The sequence below is a fragment of the Paramagnetospirillum kuznetsovii genome (assembly GCF_003284725.1).
Classification (GTDB): Bacteria; Pseudomonadota; Alphaproteobacteria; order Rhodospirillales; family Magnetospirillaceae; genus Phaeospirillum; species Phaeospirillum kuznetsovii.
The window spans coordinates 52,451-71,272 of sequence record NZ_PGTO01000008.1 but is presented as its reverse complement, the minus strand read 5'-3'; the positions used below and the strand labels follow the sequence as shown (position 1 = coordinate 71,272).

Sequence of the window (18,822 nt, the reverse complement as noted above, 5' to 3'; positions counted from 1 at the left end):
GCCGGTCCGCATCAAGGATCGATACGGGAGGGTGTAAGGATTTTTTTATGCTGGGCTAACGTCTCCCCCGGAAAGGCCGTCTCGAACCTTTATCGGCGACGGGGCTCGTGTTTAAGCCATAGGCGAACACTCATCGGGATATCCCCATGACGCGGAACCGGAAGACCGAATGGGGGACCGGCAGGGAGATCGCTGAATTGATTCCGGCTGATGCGATTTTGGTCGGCGCACGGCTGATCCGGCGAGGCTGCACCGTCTCTTCACCCGACAATCGAGCCCGGTGGCCGCCTGGGCCTATTCTCCCCGCTTGAGGCGGTAGCCTACGCCAGCATCGGTGACGATCAGGGTGGGCGCCGCCGGATCGACCTCCAGCTTCTGACGCAGTTGGTTGACATAGACCCGCAGGTAGGCGGTGTCCTCGCCATGGGCGGGGCCCCAGACTTCCTTGAGGATCTGCTTATGGGTCAGAACGTGGTCGGGCTGGCCGGCCAGGAAGGCCAACAGGCCCCATTCGCGCTTGGACAGATGCACGTCCTCGCCGTCGCGGGTGACGATGCGCCGGGTCAGGTCGATCCGCACCGAGCCTGCCTCGACCACCTCGTCGGCGCCCTTGGCGGCCCGCTGGCGCAGGACGGCGCGGACACGGGCCATCAACTCGGCCACGCCGAACGGCTTGACGATATAGTCGTTGGCGCCCCGGTCCAGGGCTTCGACCTTGTCCAGTTCGCCCGCGCGCACCGACAGCACCAGGATGGGGACGTCGGAGCGCTCGCGCACCGCGCTGATGACCTCCTGGCCGTCGAGATCGGGCAGGCCGAGATCGAGGATCAGCAGGTCCGGCTGCTGGGACCGCGCCGCTTCGATTCCTTTCGCGGCGTTCTCGGCCTCCAGCACCTCGTAGCCGTTGGCGGTGAGCGAGATGCGCATGAACTTGCGGATCTGCGGCTCGTCGTCGATGACCAGAATCCGGGCGCTCATGGCCTTCCCCCCTGTTCGGCGTCAGCGCTGATCCGGGCGGCGAGGCCGTCGATATCGGATCGTTGCGGCAGATGAATGATGATGGCGGTGCCTGCGCCATGCAGACCCGGCTCGGCCTTGATGGTGCCGCCATGAGCCTCGACGATGCCCCGGCAGATGGCGAGGCCGAGGCCGGTTCCCGCCGTCTTGGAATCCCCCTGATCAACCCGATAAAACATGTCGAATACCTTCTCGCTGGCATCGGGCGGGATGCCGGGGCCTTGGTCGACCACCTCGATGGTGACGTAATCGGGGGTCCGCCGGGCCCAGACCTTCACGGCGGTGCCGGGAGGGGCGTATTTGCAGGCATTGTCGAGCAGATTGAAGAACACCTGCTCCATCAGTACCGGGTCGACGCAGAGCAGCGGCACCCCGGAATCGATCTCGACCTTGATGGTGTGGGCGCGGGCCAGCCGCTGGGTCCGCGCCACGGCGGCGCCGACGATGTCGTTGAGGTCGGCCCAGTCGGCCCTGGGTTTCAGGGCGCCCGCGCCCAGCTTGGTCATGTCCAGCAGGTTCTGGACGAAGCGGTTAAGGCGCTCGGCCTCGTCCTGGATGGTCTGGGTCAGGTCGTGGCGGCTGGCGTGGTCCATCATCTCGTCGTAATTCTGCAAGCTGGACGCCGCCCCCATGATGGAGACCAGCGGCGTGCGCAGGTCGTGGGACAAGGACGACAGCAGGGCCGAACGCAGGCGCTCGCGCTCGGTGGCGACGCGGGCGGTCTCGATATCGGCGACCAGGGTGGTGCGTTCGATGGCCACCGCCGCCTGGTCCGCCAGGGTCTCCAACAGCCGCATCTGCGCCGGGCTGGGCAGGTCGGCATCCTCGCTCATCTGGACGCCGAGCACGCCGAACGGCGCCCGCGCGGTTTTCAACGGCAGGAACAGCCACAGCGACGCAGGCAGGGTGGCCGAGCCGCGCCCGGCCAATTTGCCGTGGCTCCAGGCCCAGTCGGCGGCGGCGGCCGAGCGGTCGTCCAACTGGTCCTCGGGCGGGTAGCCCGCCGCGATCGCCAACCCAGACTCGCCCGGCAGCAGCACCAGCGACTTGGCCGTCATGGTGGCGGCGACGTGATGGACCACCGCCCACAGCACGTCGTCCAGGGTCACCGCCGCCGTGATCTTGCGGCCGAAATCATAGAGATTGGTGGTGCGCCGCGCGCTCTCCTTGGTCGCCAGGATCTGGGCGCGCAGGCGCGACGCCATATTGGACACGATCACCGCCGCGATCAGGAAGAACACCAGGGTCAGCACATTCTGGGTGTCGGTGACGGCGAAGGTCCAGCGCGGTTCGGTGAAGAAGAAGTTGAAGGCGAAGAAGCTGGTCACCGAGGCCAGGATGGCGGGCCGGAGCCCTGAGCGCATGGCCACCACCATCACCGCCAGCAGAAAGGCCACCGAGATGCTGGCGACGGGAAGCCACATGTCGATGACGAAGCCCAGGCCGGTGGCAATCCCCGAGCACAACAGGGCGAAGGCGAGATTAAGCCAGTCGGAGGGAACCGCCACCTTTCGTGACGCAACCCGAGGCGCCGGTTTGTCATCATCCTCGCCGCCGACCACGAAGACATTGAAGTCGCCGCTTTCGGCGAACAGCCGGTCGGTCACCGATTTACCCAGCCGCCAGCGGCGGGGGCGGGCGCGACCGACCACGATCTGGGTGGCATTGCGCTCGCGGGCATAGTCCAGCACGGTGGCGACCACGTCGTCGCCTTGCAACAACGCGGTTTCGCCGCCCATCTGCTGGGCAAGGCGCAGGGCCTCGGAGATGCGGTCCTTGTCGGCCTCGGTCAGGGCATAGGAACCGGATGTCTCCACGGAAACGACCACCCAGGCGGCGCCACGGCGCTCGGCCGCCCGCTTGGCCACCCGCACCAGCCTGGCCGCATCCACCCTTTCGTCGATGCAGACCAGGATGCGTTCGCGCGCCGGCCATGGCCCGGCAATGGCGTGCGCCCGCATGTAATCCACCATCTGGGCATCGACCCGCTCGGCGGTGTGGCGCAGCGCCATCTCGCGCAGCGCCGTCAGATTGCCGGGCGAGAAGAAATTGCCGACGGCCCGCTTGGCCTGTTCCGGGACATAGACCTTGCCCTCGTGCAGGCGCTTGATCAGTTCCTGCGGCGGCAGGTCGATCAGGGAAATCTCGTCGGCCGACGACAACACGCTGTCGGGCAGGGTTTCGCGGACCTTGACCCCGGAGATCTGCTCGACGATGTCGTTGAGACTTTCCAGATGCTGGATGTTCAGCGTGCTGTAGACGTCGATCCCGGCGGCGAGGATCTCCTCCACGTCCTGCCAGCGCTTCAGGTGGCGCGAGCCTGGGACATTGGTATGGGCCAGTTCGTCCACCAGCACCAGTTGGGGCCGCCGGGCCAGGATGGCGTCCAGGTCCATCTCGCGGAAGTCCTTGCCGCGATATTCCAACTGACGCGGTGGAAGAACGTCGATGCCGGACAGTTGCGCCTCGGTCTCCCGCCGTCCGTGGGTCTCGACCACGCCGGCCACCAGATCCACCCCTTCCCGTCGCCGTTCCCGCGCCGCCTGCAGCATGGCATAGGTCTTGCCGACACCGGGGGCGGCGCCCAGGAAAATCTTCAGCCGCCCGCGCGTTTCGCGCTGGGCGGCGGCCAGCAGTGCATCGGGGGATGGGCGTTCCTCGCGGTCGTCGGTCATGAGTCCATGTTCGTTTCAGCAGCCATCGAAAGTCCAGAACGAGATTGCAAAGGCAATCGTCGGTCGCGGGCAGGCAGGCTTGACGGGCGCTGCCCCGCCCCCCGCAGGATCTTATCTCGCCGCCGACCCGCGCCGGTCGAGGGCGAGATTGAGCTTCAGCACATTGACGGCCGCCTCGCCAAGGATGCCGAAGACCCGGCCTTCGGTGTTGGCGGTCACCAGGGCGCGCAATTCGTTCTCGGAAATACCGCGAGCCCTGGCGATACGGGGCAGTTGGTACTCCGCCGCCGCTGGCGAGATGTGGGGGTCGAGGCCTGAACCCGAGGCGGTGATTAGATCCACCGGCAGCGGCACGCGGGCGTCGGGATTCTCGGCCTTGACCTGATCGACCAGGGCCTGGGTCGACTCGATGTAGGACTTCGAGGTGGGGGCGGCGTTGCTGGCCCCCGAATTGGCGGCGTTGTAGGGGGCCGACACCGTCTTGGTCGGATCATTGGGATCGGCGTCGGTGGTGGCCGAGGGCCGGGGGTGGAAGTATTCCGGCTTGGTGAAGCCCTGGCCGATCAGGGCCGAGCCCACCACCGCGCCGTTCTTCTCGATCAGGCTGCCATGGGCCTGATTGGGGAACAGGGTGCCTGCGAGGCCGGTCATGGCCAGGGGATAGCCCAGCCCCAGCAGGACGGTCAGCAGCAGGGTGAGAAGGGTGGAGGGAAGAAGTTGCTTGAGCATGGAAATTCTCCGAACGAGTCCCCGAAATCTCGGGGACTCGGAGGCAAGGCCAAGGGCCGCCGCGCCTCGTGGCGCGAAAGCCAAGGGCGCGGAGGCGCCCGCCTGGCGATTGAAGGACAACATGACGTTCAGGCGAGATGCAAGGCCGCGACCAGAAGGTCGATCGCCTTGATGCCGATGAAGGGAACGATGATGCCGCCCAGGCCGTAGACCACGATGTTACGGCGCAGCAGCACCTCGGCCGCCGCCGGTTTGTAGGTGACGCCGCGGAGCGCCAGCGGGATCAGCGCGATGATGATCAGGGCGTTGAAGATGATGGCCGACAGGATGGCGCTTTGCGGGCTGGCCAGATGCATGACGTTGAGCGCCTGCAACTGCGGGTACGACACCATGAACATGGCCGGGATGATGGCGAAGTACTTGGCGATGTCGTTGGCGATGGAGAAGGTGGTGAGCGATCCCCGGCTCATCAGCAGTTGTTTGCCGATCATCACGATCTCGATCAGCTTGGTGGGATCGCTTTCCAGATCCACCATGTTGCCCGCCTCGCGGGCCGCTTGGGTTCCGGTGTTCATGGCCACGCCCACATCGGCCTGGGCCAAAGCGGGGGCGTCGTTGGAGCCGTCGCCGCACATGGCGACCAGACGCCCGCCCTGCTGTTCCTTGCGGATCAGGTCCAGCTTGTTCTCCGGCGTCGCCTCGGCCAGGAAATCGTCGACTCCTGCCTCGGCGGCGATGGCGGCGGCGGTCAGGGGATTGTCGCCGGTGATCATCACCGTGCGGATGCCCATCTGACGCAGCGTGGCGAAACGTTCGCGGATACCGGGCTTGACGATGTCCTTGAGATAGACGACGCCGAGCAGACGGTTGTCGCGGGCCACCACCAGCGGGGTGCCGCCAGCCTTGGCCACCCGCTCCACCGCCTGGACCAGTTCCTTGGGGATTCCGCCGGGAGTCTTGCCCTGCTTGTCGGCCACATAGGCGGTGACCGAATCGGTGGCGCCCTTGCGGATCTCCACCAGACCGGAGGCGGTCTCCAGATTGACGCCGCTCATACGGGTATGGGCCGAGAAGGGGATGAAGGTCGCGGACTTGCCCTGGTCGGCAAAGTTGAACTTCTGGCGGGCGAGGGCGACGATGGACTTGCCTTCCGGGGTCTCGTCGGCCAGCGACGACAGGAAGGCGGCCTCGGCCAAGTCACGCTCATTGACCTGGGGCAGGGGGATGAATTCCGCTGCCTGACGGGCGCCCAGCGTGATGGTGCCGGTCTTGTCCAGCAGCAGCACGTCGATGTCGCCCGCCGCTTCGACGGCACGGCCCGATTTGGAGATGACGTTGAACCGCACCAGCCGGTCCATGCCGGCGATGCCGATGGCCGACAGCAAGCCGCCGATGGTTGTCGGGATCAGGGTCACCAGCAGGGCGATCAGAAACACCACCGGAATAACCGTGCCGGAATAGGAGGCGAAGGCGGGCAGGGTGGCGCAGACGATCAGGAACACCAGGGTCAGCCCGACCAGCAGAATGGTCAGCGCGATCTCGTTGGGGGTCTTCTGGCGCTTGGCGCCTTCCACCAGGGCGATCATGCGGTCGAGGAAGGACTCGCCGGGATTGGCGGTGACCCGCACCACGATGCGGTCGGAGACCACGCGGGTGCCGCCGGTGACCGCCGAGCGGTCGCCGCCGGATTCGCGGATCACCGGAGCCGATTCGCCGGTGATGGCGCTTTCGTCGATGGTGGCGATACCGGCCACCACGTCGCCGTCGCCGGGAATGGTGTCGCCGACTTCGCAGACCACCAGATCGCCGGACCGCAGGGCGGTCGCCGCCACCTGCTTATGGGTGGTGGCGTCGATGGTTGCCAGTTTCTTGGCGGCGGTCTCGGTCTTGGTCTTGCGCAGGGACTCGGCCTGGGCCTTGCCGCGCCCCTCCGCCACCGCCTCGGCGAAATTGGCGAAGATCACGGTGAACCACAGCCAGGCGGCGATCTGGCCGACGATGGCGGTATACGCGCCGCCGCTGGCGACGTCGCGGATGAACAGCACGGTGGACAGCAATGCCACCACGCCGGTGGTGAACATCACCGGATTGCGGACAAGATCCCTGGGGTCGAGCTTGGCGAAGGCGGAGACGACCGCCGGCCGGATGATCGAACCGTCGAACAGGGACATTTCCTGTGAACGATGGATAGCCATGGGAGATTCCTTTGTTAGACCCTCAGGCGCCGGGCGCACGCATCCGCGTGCTTGGCTCCCGCGCCACGCGGCGCGACGCGCGTTGCGCTTGCCGACACGAAAATGAAGGTCTTCATTTCCATGCCGGAGTTAGAACAAGGTGCCGACGCCGAGCATCAGATGCTCGACGATGGGCCCCAGGGCGAGAACGGGGAAGAAGGTCAGGCCGCCGATGACCACGATCACCGCGATCAGCAGGCCGATGAACAATCCGCCATGGGTGGGGAAGGTGCCGGAAGACGGCGGCACGATCTTCTTGGCCGCCAGCGAACCTGCGATGGCCAGGGTCGGGACAATGATCAGGAAGCGGCCGATCAGCATGGCGATGCCCAGCGTGCTGTTGTACCACAGCGTATTGGCCGACAGACCGGCGAAGGCCGAGCCGTTGTTGCCGGTGGCCGAGCTATAGGCATACAGCACCTCGCTCAACCCGTGCGGCCCGGCCGCGCTCATCCCGGCCAAACCGGCCGGCAGCACCATGGCCGCCGCGCCGAAGCCGAGGATGGACAGCGGGAAGATCAAGATGCACAGGATGGCCAGCTTGACCTCCTTGGCCTCCATCTTCTTGCCCAGGTATTCCGGGGTGCGGCCCACCATCAGCCCGGCGATGAACACCGCGACGATGACGAAGACGATCATGCCGTGCAGGCCGGAACCGACGCCGCCGAAAATGACCTCGCCCAGCATGATGTTGACCAGTGGCACCATGCCGCCGATGGGGGTGTAGCTGTCATGCATGGAGTTGACCGAGCCGTTGGAGGCGGCGGTGGTGGCGGCGGCCCAGATGGTCGAATTGGCGATTCCAAAGCGGACCTCCTTGCCCTCCATGTTGCCGCCGGGAGCCATGTCGGTGGCGATCACATCGACCCCCATGGCCTGGATCTGGGGATTGCCGCCAGCCTCCTGCCAGTAGGCGATGCCGATGCCGACCGCCAGCATGATCGCCATGGCCAGATAGAGGGCGCGGCCCTGACGCCGGTCGCCCACCATGTGGCCGAAGCTGAACACCAGCCCGGCGGCGATGAAGATCAGCGCCACCATCTCGATCAGGTTGGTGATCGCGGTGGGGTTCTCGAACGGATGGGCGGAGTTGACGTTGAAGAAGCCGCCGCCGTTGCTGCCCAATTGCTTGATGGCGACCTGACTGGCCACCGGGCCTTGGGCGATCACCTGCTTGGCGCCTTCCAGGGTGGTTGCCTCCGTATAGGCGTCGAAATTCTGCGGCATGCCCTGCCACACCAGCGCCAGGGTCACCACCACCGCCATGGGCAACAGGATGTAGAGAATCGAACGCACCGCATCGACGTAGAAATTGCCCACCGTCTTGGCCTGGCGCCGCGCGAAGCCGCGCACCAACGCCACCAGGATGGCCATGCCGGTGGCCGCCGAGGTGAAGTTCTTCACCGTCATCCCCAGCATCTGGGTGAGATAGGCCATGGTGCTTTCACCACCATAGGCCTGCCAGTTGGTATTGGTGGTGAAGCTGACGGCGGTGTTGAAGGCGAGATCGGGGGCGACCGCCGCCTGACCGGCGGGATTGAGCGGCAGCAGGGCCTGAAGCCGCATCACCGCATACATCACCACCAGTCCGATCACGCTGAACATCAGGCAGGAGAAGGCATAGACCGTCCAATGCTGCTCCTGGTCGGCTCTGACGCAGCAGATCTTGTAGATCAGCCGCTCGACCGGCTTGAACACCGGATCGAGCCAAGTGCGTTCGCCGGAATAGACCCTGGCCATATAAGCCCCCAACGGAATCGCCCCCGCCGTGACCACGGCGAAAAAGACGACGATTTGCAGAATGCCTGCGGCGTTCACGGGCGGTCTCCTAGAAACGTTCGGGGCGGATGAGGGCGTAGACCAGATAGACCGTCAGGCCCACGACGGTGATACCCCCTAAGATCAGATCAAAAGCCATGGATCAGCTTCCTTCAGATGCGGTCGCAGGCATGGACGAACAGGGCGCCCAGGGCGAAAAAGGCAAGCGCGGCGACGACGAACACGATGTCGAGCATCGGTGCTCTCCGGTTGAAATTTCAGATGTGATAACCCTACGTCCGGCGGGCATTAAGGCTCCACGCGGCTTTGCATAAAGGATGCGTAAAAATCCGCTTATCCGTGGTAACGCAGCCGTAATGCCGCCGGGCCCGCTCGATGGCGGCCTTCAGATCGCCATGGGACAGGCGGTCACAGCGCATCAGGGTGTGGAAGGACGGGGTCGGCCAGCAGATCCGACAGCATCGGCTCGTCCCCCGCCTGGGCGAACGGAGCCGCCTTGGCGGTCATCGCGACGCCACTTGCCATGTCCGTTCCCTCCGATTGATGAGTTGGAGGGATAACTAACTGTTCTGCAACGATTTCGCTGGTGAGTGAGCGTCCCGAATCCGTCCGCCCTATGGCTGTCGCCGTCCGGATTAGAGGTGCGAAATCCGGCCTAAAGCTGAAAGCGACAGCTAATGTCGGATTCAGGCATGAATCGGACTGAAAAGTGCAACGGCTCGAGTGGCTCGGCCCTTTGAGCCGGATTGTATGCCACCCTTAAAGCGGACAAATTGGCAGCTGCCGCTTAAATTTAGAACAGAATCTGGCGTCCGTTCGAGAAGAACACCCGCCCCGTCAGCCACCGACCTTTCGACTTCCGATGGATTCGGCAATGCCCCCCTCACTGACATAGAAGCTTTCTACTGCACGATTGAATCTAGGCTGATGGGCGGCGCCCCCTCGTTTGTCATCAGGCAGGGCGGAGATCAGAACCGCCCCAGCTTCCATCGCTGCCTATTTTTCGATCGAATTTCCTTTCCGGACATGTCATAGTCCCTCTAAAGGTGGTATGCGAGGGGATGATGACGACTTCCTATCCTAGGATAGTAGACCTATTTTGCGGATGTGGCGGCTTTGGCTTGGGAGCGGAGTTGGCGGGATGCCATAGTTTTGCCGCCATAGATATCGAGCCGATTTTGCAATCCGCCTACAGGTTAAATTTTCCCAATACGCGAGCAATCCAGGCCGACATTGGCGAAATCGATAAGGATGCGTGGGCATTTATCCTCGGGGATCAACAAATCGACGGCGTCATCGGCGGCCCGCCGTGCCAGGGGTTCAGCCGCATCGGCAAACGAGAGAAAGGCGACCCTCGGAATACGCTCATCGGACACTTCTTTCGGCATGTGGCAATTCTACAGCCTCGCTTTTTCGTGATGGAAAACGTCGAGGGGCTGCTGGATACGGGGAACATCGAGAACCTCCAGGCTGCGATAGATACAGTTTCCAATCGCTACACCATTGTAGGCCCCGTTATTATTAACGCGCTCAGGTATGGCGCCCCCACCGCGCGCAGACGCGTTGTCGTTATCGGGTTCGACAGGTCTTATGTGGACGAACTGTCGCCAGCAGATCTGGAGCAGGGCAACACCGATACGCCAGTAACCGTAGTCAACGCAATCGGCGACCTCCCCTCACCGGTCGCCGATCAGAAAGGCGAATTTGGCTGGGCACACTACCCTGACCGAACAGTCGGCCCCGACGCCGCGCCCGCGTACGCGCGTATGATGCGCAAATCCCCCATTGCGACGCTTGGCTGGCCCGAGGCGGTCGAACGGCTTAAAAAGGGCCAAAGTTCCGGCCACTTCAACACTGTCCACACCCCTGCTGTCGTAAAACGCTTCGCCGAGACTGGGAACGGGAAAACCGAACCTGTGAGCAGGTATCCTCGCCTAGCTTGGGATGGCCACTGCCCCACCCTGCGCGCTGGCACAGGAGCTGATCGCGGTGGCTTTCAAGCAATGCGCCCAATACATCCAAGCGAGCCCCGCGTTATTACGGTTAGAGAAGCGGCTAGGCTGCAGGGGTTTCCTGACTGGTTCGTGTTTCACCCGACCAAATGGCACAGCTTCAGAATGATTGGAAATAGCGTCTCTCCGCTGGTTGGCCAGGGGATCCTCACGACAATAATCCAAAAGATGTACGGCGGCATTGCGCCACTGCGGGTGCGCGCATAACATTATCGCCACGCAACAGATCGTGGGGCCGCCATGAATGGGCTATTCCGGAAACCATCGACCGATGACACATTCGTAGTCCGCACGGACGTGGATCCGAACTATCTCCAAAACGCGCTCACGAAGGATATCACCACCTTAGAATCGATCTACGATTTGGTCGACAATTGCATCGATGCTGCGAGAAATACGCTCCTCTCCAGTCCCGCCTGCGCGTTCGACAGATATGGCCTCCCGGCCTCCTACAGCGGATTTTGCATCTCGCTCCATTTTGGCGACGGATGGATCGCTATTTTAGACAATGCCTTCGGCATTGATGAGGACACTCTGGCCAATCGCACGCTGCGGCCCGGTACCGAATCATCACATCGGTTCGGCATCGGGCGCTTCGGCATTGGCCTTAAGCGAGCGCTCATGAAACTCGGCAAGCGGTACTGGCTCTCCACAGACACCGGCGCGCAGGCCTCGATGATGGCTTTTAAGCGGGAGCAACTGGGCGGCCCTGAATTGATCGCTCAGCGGGTCTCATCAAAGGGAAGGCAAAAGACACTTATCTGCATTAAAGAACTTGAAAGCATGGTTTCACACGAGACAAGCACACCTAACTGGAAAGAAACGGCCATCCGGGAACTATCTCGGCGATATGGCATTTTCGTATCAAAAGGGCTGCGTATCTATTTGAACGGGGCGCAAATCCCATCGTTCGGCCCGTGCATCCGGGACAGCGGTCCCGTCACGCATCAAACTGAGTCTGATGAAATCGATGGCGTTCGAATTTTCATCGATGCCGGTATGCACCAGGACTATAGGATCTCAGACGAGCCTAGCTACGAACGGTCTGTTAACAAGAAACTGACTGATCAGTATGGATGGTATTTCGTGTGCAACGACCGGATTGTGGAGGTCGCTACGCATCAGAAATCACTTGGCTGGACTGGCAAGTGGCACCAGGAATACTACGGCTTTGTCGGATGGGTTCGCTTCGTCAGCGAAGAACTCGCGACCTCTGGCGAACTCCCCTGGGATACCAAGAAAACGTCGATCAATCCGTATTCTCCTGCTTTCGTCAGGATAGCCGATCAGCTTCAAGCGTTCGCTGAGAGATATAAGAAGGAGAATAAGGCCGCACGCCCGGACAAGGGGGGTGGCGAGTCGGCTCCCCCCACCCCCCCGGGGCAGCCGAGCCCCCCAGATGCTCGACCGCATCCTGGCCCTACCTCGCCACCGTCACCAGCGCCGTCGCCGTCGCCGTCGCCGTCGCCGCCAAGCGATGCTGATCATAATGAAAATTGGGGGGCGCTCTTTCCGCCTGTGGGCGTGGATCACAATCACGACAAACTTAAGGCGCTCGTGGTCGAAGCGTCAGCCCTTGAAGCCACACGCCCATACGCTGCGACGATGCTTTTTCGGGCCATCTTTGAGCTAGCCCTATTCCAATACGTTAAGCGCGCCGGCAGATTCAATGATGTGGCGACGTCGGTTTTCGAGGACCAAGAGCGAAATGGGCGCCCTTTCACCGAGGAACAAAAGGGGCTGTATGCCCCGACCCTCGCGATTATGGTCACCTGGGTACTTTCAAATTCGGATATATTCCCAGTCGAATATCGCAGAGAGTGCACGACAGCACTGCAACATTTTAAAAAACATCTTCCCGGCATCCAGAAGGTCGTACACGAAACGGCCATGACGAGCAGTGAAAAAATAAAGACCATCCGAAACGACTGCTGGCCTGTCATCAAGTATATTCTTGAGAACGACCCGGGTAAGAAGGCCACCCGGTAAGGCCTTCTAAGAGGTTGGGCACCTTTAATGGTCGATCATGTGCCAGTTGAGAAGCGATCCGAGATAATGCGGGCTGTGAAGCCCAAAGACACCACCCCGGAGTTGCTGGTTCGCCGGATGGCTCACAGACTCGGCCTGAGATTTCGGCTCCATGTGAAAAAGCTTCCTGGCTGCCCAGACATCGTTTTCTCAAGAAAGAAGACTGTGATTTTTGTACACGGTTGCTTTTGGCATCGGCATCAAGATTGCAAGAAAGCCACGACACCAAAAAGCAATCTAAAATTTTGGGAAGAAAAATTCCTGAGGAATGTCGAGCGTGACGCCGAGGACAGGCGCAAGCTTGAGCGGCTCGGGTGGAGAGTCTGCGTTATCTGGCAATGTGAAACGGCGCCGCCGGATCGCCTTGAACAACTGCTCAGACACATACTTCACCCCCAGGACGGCAAATTAGGCTTTTAACCTAACCATTCCATCTTCTACCGTTGACTGTTAGAGTATGCGCGCCACAACCATACCGGAGAGACTGATGGCCGACCAGGCAAAGGCGCTCCCCACCAAGCGTTTCTTCGTGCGAATGATCACACGTGACATCTCGATCGAGGACTGCATCCTCGATTTGTTGGATAACGCACTTGATGGAGCCTCTAAAGAAGTGGCTCGCAGACATGGCTCGCTGGACCGTGAGAATGCGTACGATGGGTTCTGGGCCCGCATAAAAATCAAAGATAATAGTTTCTGTATCGAGGATAATTGCGGTGGCATTCCCTTAGCCGAGGCCAAGAACTATGCCTTCTATTTCGGAAAACCTGATCCTGACGTGAATGGGGGCGTTCCCGCCATTCAAACTGCTGAACATTCTATCGGGCTTTACGGCATTGGAATGAAGCGAGCCATTTTTCGAATAGGGAAAATGGCAAAGGTTGTTTCATCCACCTCAGCCGGGGCTTTTGAGGTCGATATAGATGTTTCTAAATGGGAAAAATCCGGCGAATGGGCCTTCGATCTGACAGAATGCAAGGCGAAGACGCCAGGGACAACCATAACACTTAGTCCGCTCGCGGATTTTGTAAACGAAGAAGTGAATTCCCCTGAATTTCTTGACAAAGTCTGGAAGTCAATTGCCCGAGACTACTCTTTCTTTATCCAGAAAGGATTTAAGGTTTTCATGGGCGATAGCGAAGTAAACCCCTATCAATTCACTCTTCGCGAGGGCGGGGGCTTCTCTCCTGCATACCTACACTACACCGACGAAGAAACTGGCGTGAGAGTTACGATCAAGGCCGGAATGGCCGGACCGCCTCCTGATGAGGGCTCTGTCGATGAAAAGATGAAAGAGGTGGAATATTGCGGCTGGTACGTCATCTGCAACGACCGCATTGTCATTGCCGCCAACAAAAATGATAAAACGGTTTGGACAGAAGGCGGCTCCTTCCCTTCTTGGCACCCCCAATACAACGGGTTCATGGGGCTGGCCTTCTTCGAATCTCAGGATCCCGCATTACTGCCATGGACGACTACAAAGCGGGATATCGAAGTGCATGCCCCCGTCTATCGGCGCGCCCTCGCGAAAATGAGGGACGCGACAAGAGAATGGATCGACTACACCAATCAGCGGAAAGGCTATTTGGAGCAAGCAAAGGCAATTGAACGACAAGCCACATCAGTGCCGATTAAGAGAATTAGCGAAATTAAAGCCATCTCCGTTCCGCGTTTCGAGGCAAAGCCGAAAGTGAGAATGGCAAACATAAATTACAGCGTCACGCTAGATGATCTCAAGGCGGTCGCGACTGCACTCGGCAATGAACATATGAGCTACAGGGACGTTGGTATCGAGACATTCAAATTCTACAAAGAGAATGAGGTCGACTGAGATGGCCGGCAATTCCTTTGACGTTGTAAACTACTCAGTCCGGCCGAATAAAAATGTTGAGCGAAAGCTGCTAGCGGAGAGCTTGGCCGCCCTCGCCCCGCAATTCAACATATCGGACTATCGGTATGTGGGGTTCGGCTCCATGTGGTTCACAGACTTCGCGCTCTTTCACCGCACCCTTCAAATCTCCGATATGATCTCAATCGAGGGAGGCGGAGAGGATGCCGTGCGACGCGCGGAGTTCAATCGCCCTCATACGTGCATTTGCGTCCTGGGAGGTTATTCAACAGAGGTCCTCGCTTCTGCTATTGAAGACAAGAAAAGGTCAATAGTTTGGCTGGACTACGACAAGGGGCCTGGCGAAGCGCCGGCAGAAGAGGATATCGAAATCTTTTTTCGTCACGCAAGCAGCGGCTCCATTGTTATGTTCTCCATGAACGCTCACGGGGAGCGGATAAGGTTAAGGAAAGATACCGGAAAAGGCTTTAAGCCTCGCCTTGAAGGGCTCAAAGATCTGTTGAAACACCTTGTGCCCAGTTGGGTTAAAGAGGATGACCTAAAGAACGAAACATACCCGAGTACGCTCGCGCGTATTTTCCTTGATCACATGAAGAGCATCCCCGTCCGCCTAGGTAGGACCGTGAAATTCATCCCCTTGTACAATATCTACTATCGTGATGGCGCTCCAATGATCACGGTCGGCGGAATGCTATGCGACAAATCAGACGAGACGACACTGACATCGCTTAATCTTGACAAGAGGTTCTTCTATATTGGCGAGGAACCTCAACTTAGGATTGAGGTTCCGCATTTAACTCCGAAAGAAAAAATATTAATCGACTGCACCGTTCCATACAATCTTCGCAACGACTGCAAGATGATTGGCCTCGACGGCCTAGGCCCAAATGACGGCATGGAGAACGCCCCCATTTCACGGGAAATGCTGGAGCAGTATGTGAAATTTCACCGCTATTTCCCTTATTATGCGGAGGTTATCTAATCGCTGGGGATGATCACCTAGCCGTCCGCCTCCTCTCACTAGGCATCACCCACGGCACTTGATCCAGCGTCCCCATGTCGATGACCTCCCGTCCCGTGTGAATCGCAGTCTCTGCGGCCAGGGCCAGCAGCTTGCAGGTCTCGCCGGTCAGCCCCTCTGACATGGCATGGATACGGCCGATCAACTCCTTCGAGCGGAAGTCGCTCTCCTGCCGCAGCTCCAGGCTCTGGGCATACCGCGCCACGAACAGTGCGTATTCCCGGCTCACGCTCCAGCGCGGGATACCGATCGGCTCGAAGCGGTTACCCAATTGTTGGTCGGTCTGGAAGACACGCACCGCATCCTGGGTGCCCATGGCCACCACGGGGATCTTCAGCTCGTTGCTGAGGCTCTTCAGGCTGTTCAGCACCATGGAGCGCTGATCCACCTTGCCGATCAGGAAGTTGCTCACCTCGTCGAGGATCAGCACCCGGGTGCCGACGGCAGCCAGTAGCTGGAGCAACTGGTCCCACTTGGCCTGGGGCCGGGCCGTTGACCGATAGGGGGCGCCCAGCGAGCGCAGGATCGCATCGTAAAGGCCGCTGATATCGGCATAGGGCGGGGCATGGGCGTAGACCACCGGGCGCTTGCCGAAGTCGGGACTGTCCTCGGCCGGACTGTGGTCGCGGACGAACTTCTGCGCCAGGGCCGTCTTGCCGTTGTTGGTGTCGCTATAGATCAGGCTGCACGGCGGCCGGACCACCTTGGGGTGGTCATAGAGCCAGGCCAGACGGCCGAGGATCGCTTCACCCGCCTCGTATGCGACGTAGCGCGGGCTGCGAATGCGGCGGATGCGCCCCTCAAGCTCATCCTGGGGGAAATCCAACGGCAGCATGGGCGCCGGATTGAGCGCAAACAGATCGGGCGTCACCATTCTTCTACCCCCATCTTGATCTCGGCATCATCGAAGTCGAAGTCGTTGGATGTCGGCTTGGGCTTCGGCGGATCGGCGGCCTGGTTGTCGACCACCAGGGCCAGATGACCGTCGCGGCGCCGCGTGGCCTTGGGCTTTGTCGGCGATTCCGATGGCGGGCGCGGCGGGTCCAGGGTCAGTTCCGCGCGGTGCTTGCCGAGCTCTCGTTTCTTGGCCTGTTCGCGGCGGGCACGCTTGGTTTGGCGGGCCGCCTCGGTGGTGATACGGTGCATGTCCTCGTAAGCGTCGAAGATCGCCTGCTCGTTCTCGGCAGCTTTGCCCTGGCGGCGCAGCCAAGTCGACCGCCCGGTACTCCCACAGCGAGATCGATGGCCGCCCGATGTCGCGATAGGGAATCTCGACATAGTCGCTAAGCCTCGGATCGAGAAAGTAGAGCTTGGAGATGTCGGTTGGGTCGCGGCGGACCTTGAACTTCCGCCGCCGGCGGCCTTCGTCAGCCCGGACCCACTGGGACAGCAGCGGATCGCGGTACCAAATCTTGTCCCAAACGATGCCTTCCGGCTGCACCGTGCGCTCGATGAAGGGCAGGAAATCCAGGCGCAGCCGCCGAGGATTGGGGATGGGTTCGGGCAGGCCAATGCCCCGGAACCGGTCGGTGCCCATGATACCGTCATTCCACCGGGCCAAGGGCGGGCAGCCGATCCCGCTATGGACCTTGTTGTGGTAGACGCCGACGATGAGGTTGAGCAGCCAGGGGCGCAAGTCCCGCAGCGTCATCTGGGCCTTGGCTTCGGACTTGTACTCACCGCGCTGCTTGGGGTTGGAGAAGGTGGCACCGGGAAGGGCGTGGACTTTCCTCGCCAAGGTCCCGGCCAGGCGCTCGATGTGACCGCCGTAATGGGGCGTCTTCGGCGGGCGAAATTCGTAGCGGATATCGTGTTCGTCCAGGGTGTCCTGGATCAGGTAGCTGCGGAAATCCTTGCCGTTGTCGGAGTGGATCATGCGGGGCTTGCCCCAGACCGGCCACTCACCCTTGACGCCCAATCGCTCCAGTTCCGCCGCCTTGTCCAGCATTCCATGGCACAGGCAGAGACCGACGGCGAAGGCGCCGGGATTGTCGAGCGAGAGGTGATAGCCCACCACCATGCGACTGAAGACATCGATAGCCAGAGTCAGCCATGGACGACCGATGGGCAGCCGCATCTCCTCGTCGAGCACCATGATGTCGAGCAGGGTGTGGTCGATCTGCACGACGGCCAGTGGCACATCGGCACCGGGGAAGTTGCCCTTCACCGCCCCGAACTTGTCGTGGGCGGCCTTCTTACCCTCGCGCCGCAGCACTTTCAGCTTGGGATCGACGGCGCGCAGCCGGGCCCGGATAGAGCCGGCACACGGCTTGGTCTCCTGCCTCGCGGCTCGGCAGCGGCGCTCGACCTCCAGGATGACCTCCTCGCCGCTGGCCTTCTGCGTGGAGAGGTACTTTTCGTCGATGACGCTGGCGATGATCGCCTCGACCTCGGGTGCCAGACGCTTGGGCATCTTGCGCCCCTTCCGTCTCGGCGCGAGATCGCTGACCCGACGCCGCCCTTCGTACAGCCTGATCCAGTCATAGATCGTCGTTCGGCAGATTCCATTGGCCTCGGCAATCCCAAGGACGTCCTTTTCTCGTCGTCGCTCGCAGCGCACCAGTGGCTTGATGATGGCGAAGCGCCGCTTGGCCTCGACCAGGTCTTCGGGAGCCAACCCGTCCAAGCTACGATCGGCCTGAGCGGGTTCGGCATCCTTGAGCGATCGCAGCTTGGAGACGGGCACCACCTCCTTGTCCAGACCATCCCCGACGTCGAGCAGGACCGAGGAGGCCGTCACCGCCTCGACGATGGTGCAGCGCTTGCCACGCCAGAGAACCGAGGCGCCAGGCTGAAAGCTGAATCCATTGCTCATGGCCGCTTCTCCTTTGCCGGTGTAACGAGGGCGCTCATGGTCAGGGGGCAATCCAGGTCGGCTGTCACCTCGAACTCTGCCACCAAGGTCCAAAGGCTGGGCAGAACCTCCGGCCGGCTCAAGCCCAGCGCCGCCGCAACTTCGTCGGCGAGCGATGCGACGCTGTTCGGACCACCTTTCCGCAGGACCGAGCGCAGTGCCTCCCGCAGACCGGCTGCAACGGGGCGGCCTCGGAACGGCAGCAGGAAGGTGGCATTCTCCAGCCGGGGCGTGCGGATTTCCCGCTCGGTCACCACCTGGAAGCGCCAGCCCTGTCGGCGGGCATAGGTGCGGGCGGCGGCAAAGCGGCCGTCCAATTGCCCCGACACCAGCATGGGATCGGTGGAGTATTTGATCTCGACCAGGCGCGGTACCGGCCGACCGCCACGATAGGTCACCAGGAAGTCGGGCACGTAGGATCGGGCGCGGCCGTCGGCATCATCGTATTCTATCCGCACCGGCTGTTCCTCGATGCCAACGACGGCCGAATCGAAGCGGCAGAGCAGCGCGAAATCCCGTTCCAGGGTCGATTCCACCTGGACGCCGGGCCGCCCCTGTCCCATGGGCACCCGCCCACTCACACTGCGATAGCAAAGGCCGATCTTGCGCACGGGCATCGAGTGT

At 61.3% G+C, this 18,822-nt stretch carries 15 protein-coding genes; 6 read left to right on the top strand and 9 right to left on the bottom strand.

Annotated features, from left to right (window positions below; translation table 11 throughout):
• Positions 1-294 precede the first annotated feature (294 nt).
• The 6 genes from CU669_RS11930 to kdpF form a co-directional block, all read right to left on the bottom strand.
• A complete protein-coding gene (locus tag CU669_RS11930; protein WP_112144947.1) occupies positions 295-978 on the bottom strand; it encodes a response regulator in 684 nt (227 codons plus the stop codon).
• Positions 975-3,692 carry a sensor histidine kinase gene (locus CU669_RS11925; RefSeq protein WP_112144945.1) on the bottom strand — a complete coding sequence of 906 codons (2,718 nt, stop codon included), beginning with the start codon at positions 3,690-3,692 and terminating at the stop codon, positions 975-977. The genes CU669_RS11930 and CU669_RS11925 overlap by 4 nt, the downstream gene beginning before the upstream one ends.
• 111 nt (positions 3,693-3,803) lie before the next feature.
• Positions 3,804-4,421 (bottom strand): potassium-transporting ATPase subunit KdpC, encoded by a 618-nt coding sequence (gene kdpC / locus CU669_RS11920; protein ID WP_112144943.1) that lies wholly within the window; start codon positions 4,419-4,421, stop codon positions 3,804-3,806.
• Between the two features lie 128 nt (positions 4,422-4,549).
• The gene (kdpB, locus tag CU669_RS11915) at positions 4,550-6,616 is read right to left on the bottom strand and encodes a potassium-transporting ATPase subunit KdpB (protein ID WP_112144941.1); all 2,067 of its coding nucleotides are present in this window, start codon (positions 6,614-6,616) and stop codon (positions 4,550-4,552) included.
• A 129-nt stretch (positions 6,617-6,745) separates the two neighbouring features.
• Positions 6,746-8,473 carry a potassium-transporting ATPase subunit KdpA gene (gene kdpA / locus CU669_RS11910; protein WP_112144939.1) on the bottom strand — a complete coding sequence of 576 codons (1,728 nt, stop codon included), beginning with the start codon at positions 8,471-8,473 and terminating at the stop codon, positions 6,746-6,748.
• Positions 8,474-8,483: 10 nt separating this feature from the next.
• Positions 8,484-8,573 carry a K(+)-transporting ATPase subunit F gene (gene kdpF, locus CU669_RS11905; protein WP_112144937.1) on the bottom strand — a complete coding sequence of 30 codons (90 nt, stop codon included), beginning with the start codon at positions 8,571-8,573 and terminating at the stop codon, positions 8,484-8,486.
• On the opposite strand from kdpF, the gene CU669_RS21375 reads away from it, so the two are divergent.
• From CU669_RS21375 to CU669_RS11880, 6 genes are all read left to right on the top strand, one after another.
• Entirely contained in the window at positions 8,572-8,748 is a 177-nt protein-coding gene (locus tag CU669_RS21375; protein WP_161539654.1) for a hypothetical protein, read from the top strand. The genes kdpF and CU669_RS21375 overlap by 2 nt on opposite strands.
• Before the next feature lie 747 nt (positions 8,749-9,495).
• Positions 9,496-10,653 carry a DNA cytosine methyltransferase gene (locus CU669_RS11900; protein ID WP_205119443.1) on the top strand — a complete coding sequence of 386 codons (1,158 nt, stop codon included), beginning with the start codon at positions 9,496-9,498 and terminating at the stop codon, positions 10,651-10,653.
• A gap of 33 nt (positions 10,654-10,686) precedes the next feature.
• Positions 10,687-12,435 carry an ATP-binding protein gene (locus CU669_RS11895; RefSeq protein ID WP_112144935.1) on the top strand — a complete coding sequence of 583 codons (1,749 nt, stop codon included), beginning with the start codon at positions 10,687-10,689 and terminating at the stop codon, positions 12,433-12,435.
• 27 nt (positions 12,436-12,462) lie between these two features.
• Positions 12,463-12,894, top strand: a complete 432-nt coding sequence (locus CU669_RS11890; RefSeq protein WP_112144933.1) for a very short patch repair endonuclease — start codon at positions 12,463-12,465, stop codon at positions 12,892-12,894.
• A gap of 67 nt (positions 12,895-12,961) precedes the next feature.
• Entirely contained in the window at positions 12,962-14,305 is a 1,344-nt protein-coding gene (locus tag CU669_RS11885; RefSeq protein WP_161539653.1) for an ATP-binding protein, read from the top strand.
• A gap of 1 nt (position 14,306) precedes the next feature.
• Positions 14,307-15,305, top strand: coding sequence for an O-methyltransferase (locus tag CU669_RS11880; RefSeq protein WP_112144929.1), 999 nt, complete (start codon positions 14,307-14,309; stop codon positions 15,303-15,305).
• A gap of 13 nt (positions 15,306-15,318) precedes the next feature.
• Here CU669_RS11880 and CU669_RS11875 read toward each other — a convergent pair whose 3' ends face one another.
• The 3 genes from CU669_RS11875 to CU669_RS11865 all read right to left on the bottom strand — a co-directional run bounded on the left by CU669_RS11875 (position 15,319) and on the right by CU669_RS11865 (position 18,815).
• Entirely contained in the window at positions 15,319-16,179 is an 861-nt protein-coding gene (locus CU669_RS11875; protein WP_161539652.1) for a TniB family NTP-binding protein, read from the bottom strand.
• A 66-nt stretch (positions 16,180-16,245) separates the two neighbouring features.
• Positions 16,246-18,159, bottom strand: a complete 1,914-nt coding sequence (locus tag CU669_RS11870) for a Mu transposase C-terminal domain-containing protein (protein WP_112144925.1) — start codon at positions 18,157-18,159, stop codon at positions 16,246-16,248.
• Positions 18,156-18,815, bottom strand: a complete 660-nt coding sequence (locus CU669_RS11865) for a TnsA endonuclease N-terminal domain-containing protein (protein WP_239988687.1) — start codon at positions 18,813-18,815, stop codon at positions 18,156-18,158. The genes CU669_RS11870 and CU669_RS11865 overlap by 4 nt, the downstream gene beginning before the upstream one ends.
• Between the last annotated feature and the right edge of the window lie 7 nt (positions 18,816-18,822).

Coding starts and splice junctions, on each gene's coding strand:
- CU669_RS11930 (WP_112144947.1), bottom strand. CDS start 978: ATGAGCGCCCGGATTCTGGTCATCGACGACGAGCCGCAGATCCGCAAG.
- CU669_RS11925 (WP_112144945.1), bottom strand. CDS start 3,692: ATGACCGACGACCGCGAGGAACGCCCATCCCCCGATGCACTGCTGGCC.
- kdpC (WP_112144943.1), bottom strand. CDS start 4,421: ATGCTCAAGCAACTTCTTCCCTCCACCCTTCTCACCCTGCTGCTGACC.
- kdpB (WP_112144941.1), bottom strand. CDS start 6,616: ATGGCTATCCATCGTTCACAGGAAATGTCCCTGTTCGACGGTTCGATC.
- CU669_RS21375 (WP_161539654.1), top strand. CDS start 8,572: ATGGATCAGCTTCCTTCAGATGCGGTCGCAGGCATGGACGAACAGGGC.
- kdpF (WP_112144937.1), bottom strand. CDS start 8,573: ATGGCTTTTGATCTGATCTTAGGGGGTATCACCGTCGTGGGCCTGACG.
- CU669_RS11900 (WP_205119443.1), top strand. CDS start 9,496: ATGATGACGACTTCCTATCCTAGGATAGTAGACCTATTTTGCGGATGT.
- CU669_RS11895 (WP_112144935.1), top strand. CDS start 10,687: ATGAATGGGCTATTCCGGAAACCATCGACCGATGACACATTCGTAGTC.
- CU669_RS11890 (WP_112144933.1), top strand. CDS start 12,463: ATGGTCGATCATGTGCCAGTTGAGAAGCGATCCGAGATAATGCGGGCT.
- CU669_RS11885 (WP_161539653.1), top strand. CDS start 12,962: ATGGCCGACCAGGCAAAGGCGCTCCCCACCAAGCGTTTCTTCGTGCGA.
- CU669_RS11880 (WP_112144929.1), top strand. CDS start 14,307: ATGGCCGGCAATTCCTTTGACGTTGTAAACTACTCAGTCCGGCCGAAT.
- CU669_RS11875 (WP_161539652.1), bottom strand. CDS start 16,179: ATGCTGCCGTTGGATTTCCCCCAGGATGAGCTTGAGGGGCGCATCCGC.
- CU669_RS11870 (WP_112144925.1), bottom strand. CDS start 18,159: ATGAGCAATGGATTCAGCTTTCAGCCTGGCGCCTCGGTTCTCTGGCGT.
- CU669_RS11865 (WP_239988687.1), bottom strand. CDS start 18,815: ATGCCCGTGCGCAAGATCGGCCTTTGCTATCGCAGTGTGAGTGGGCGG.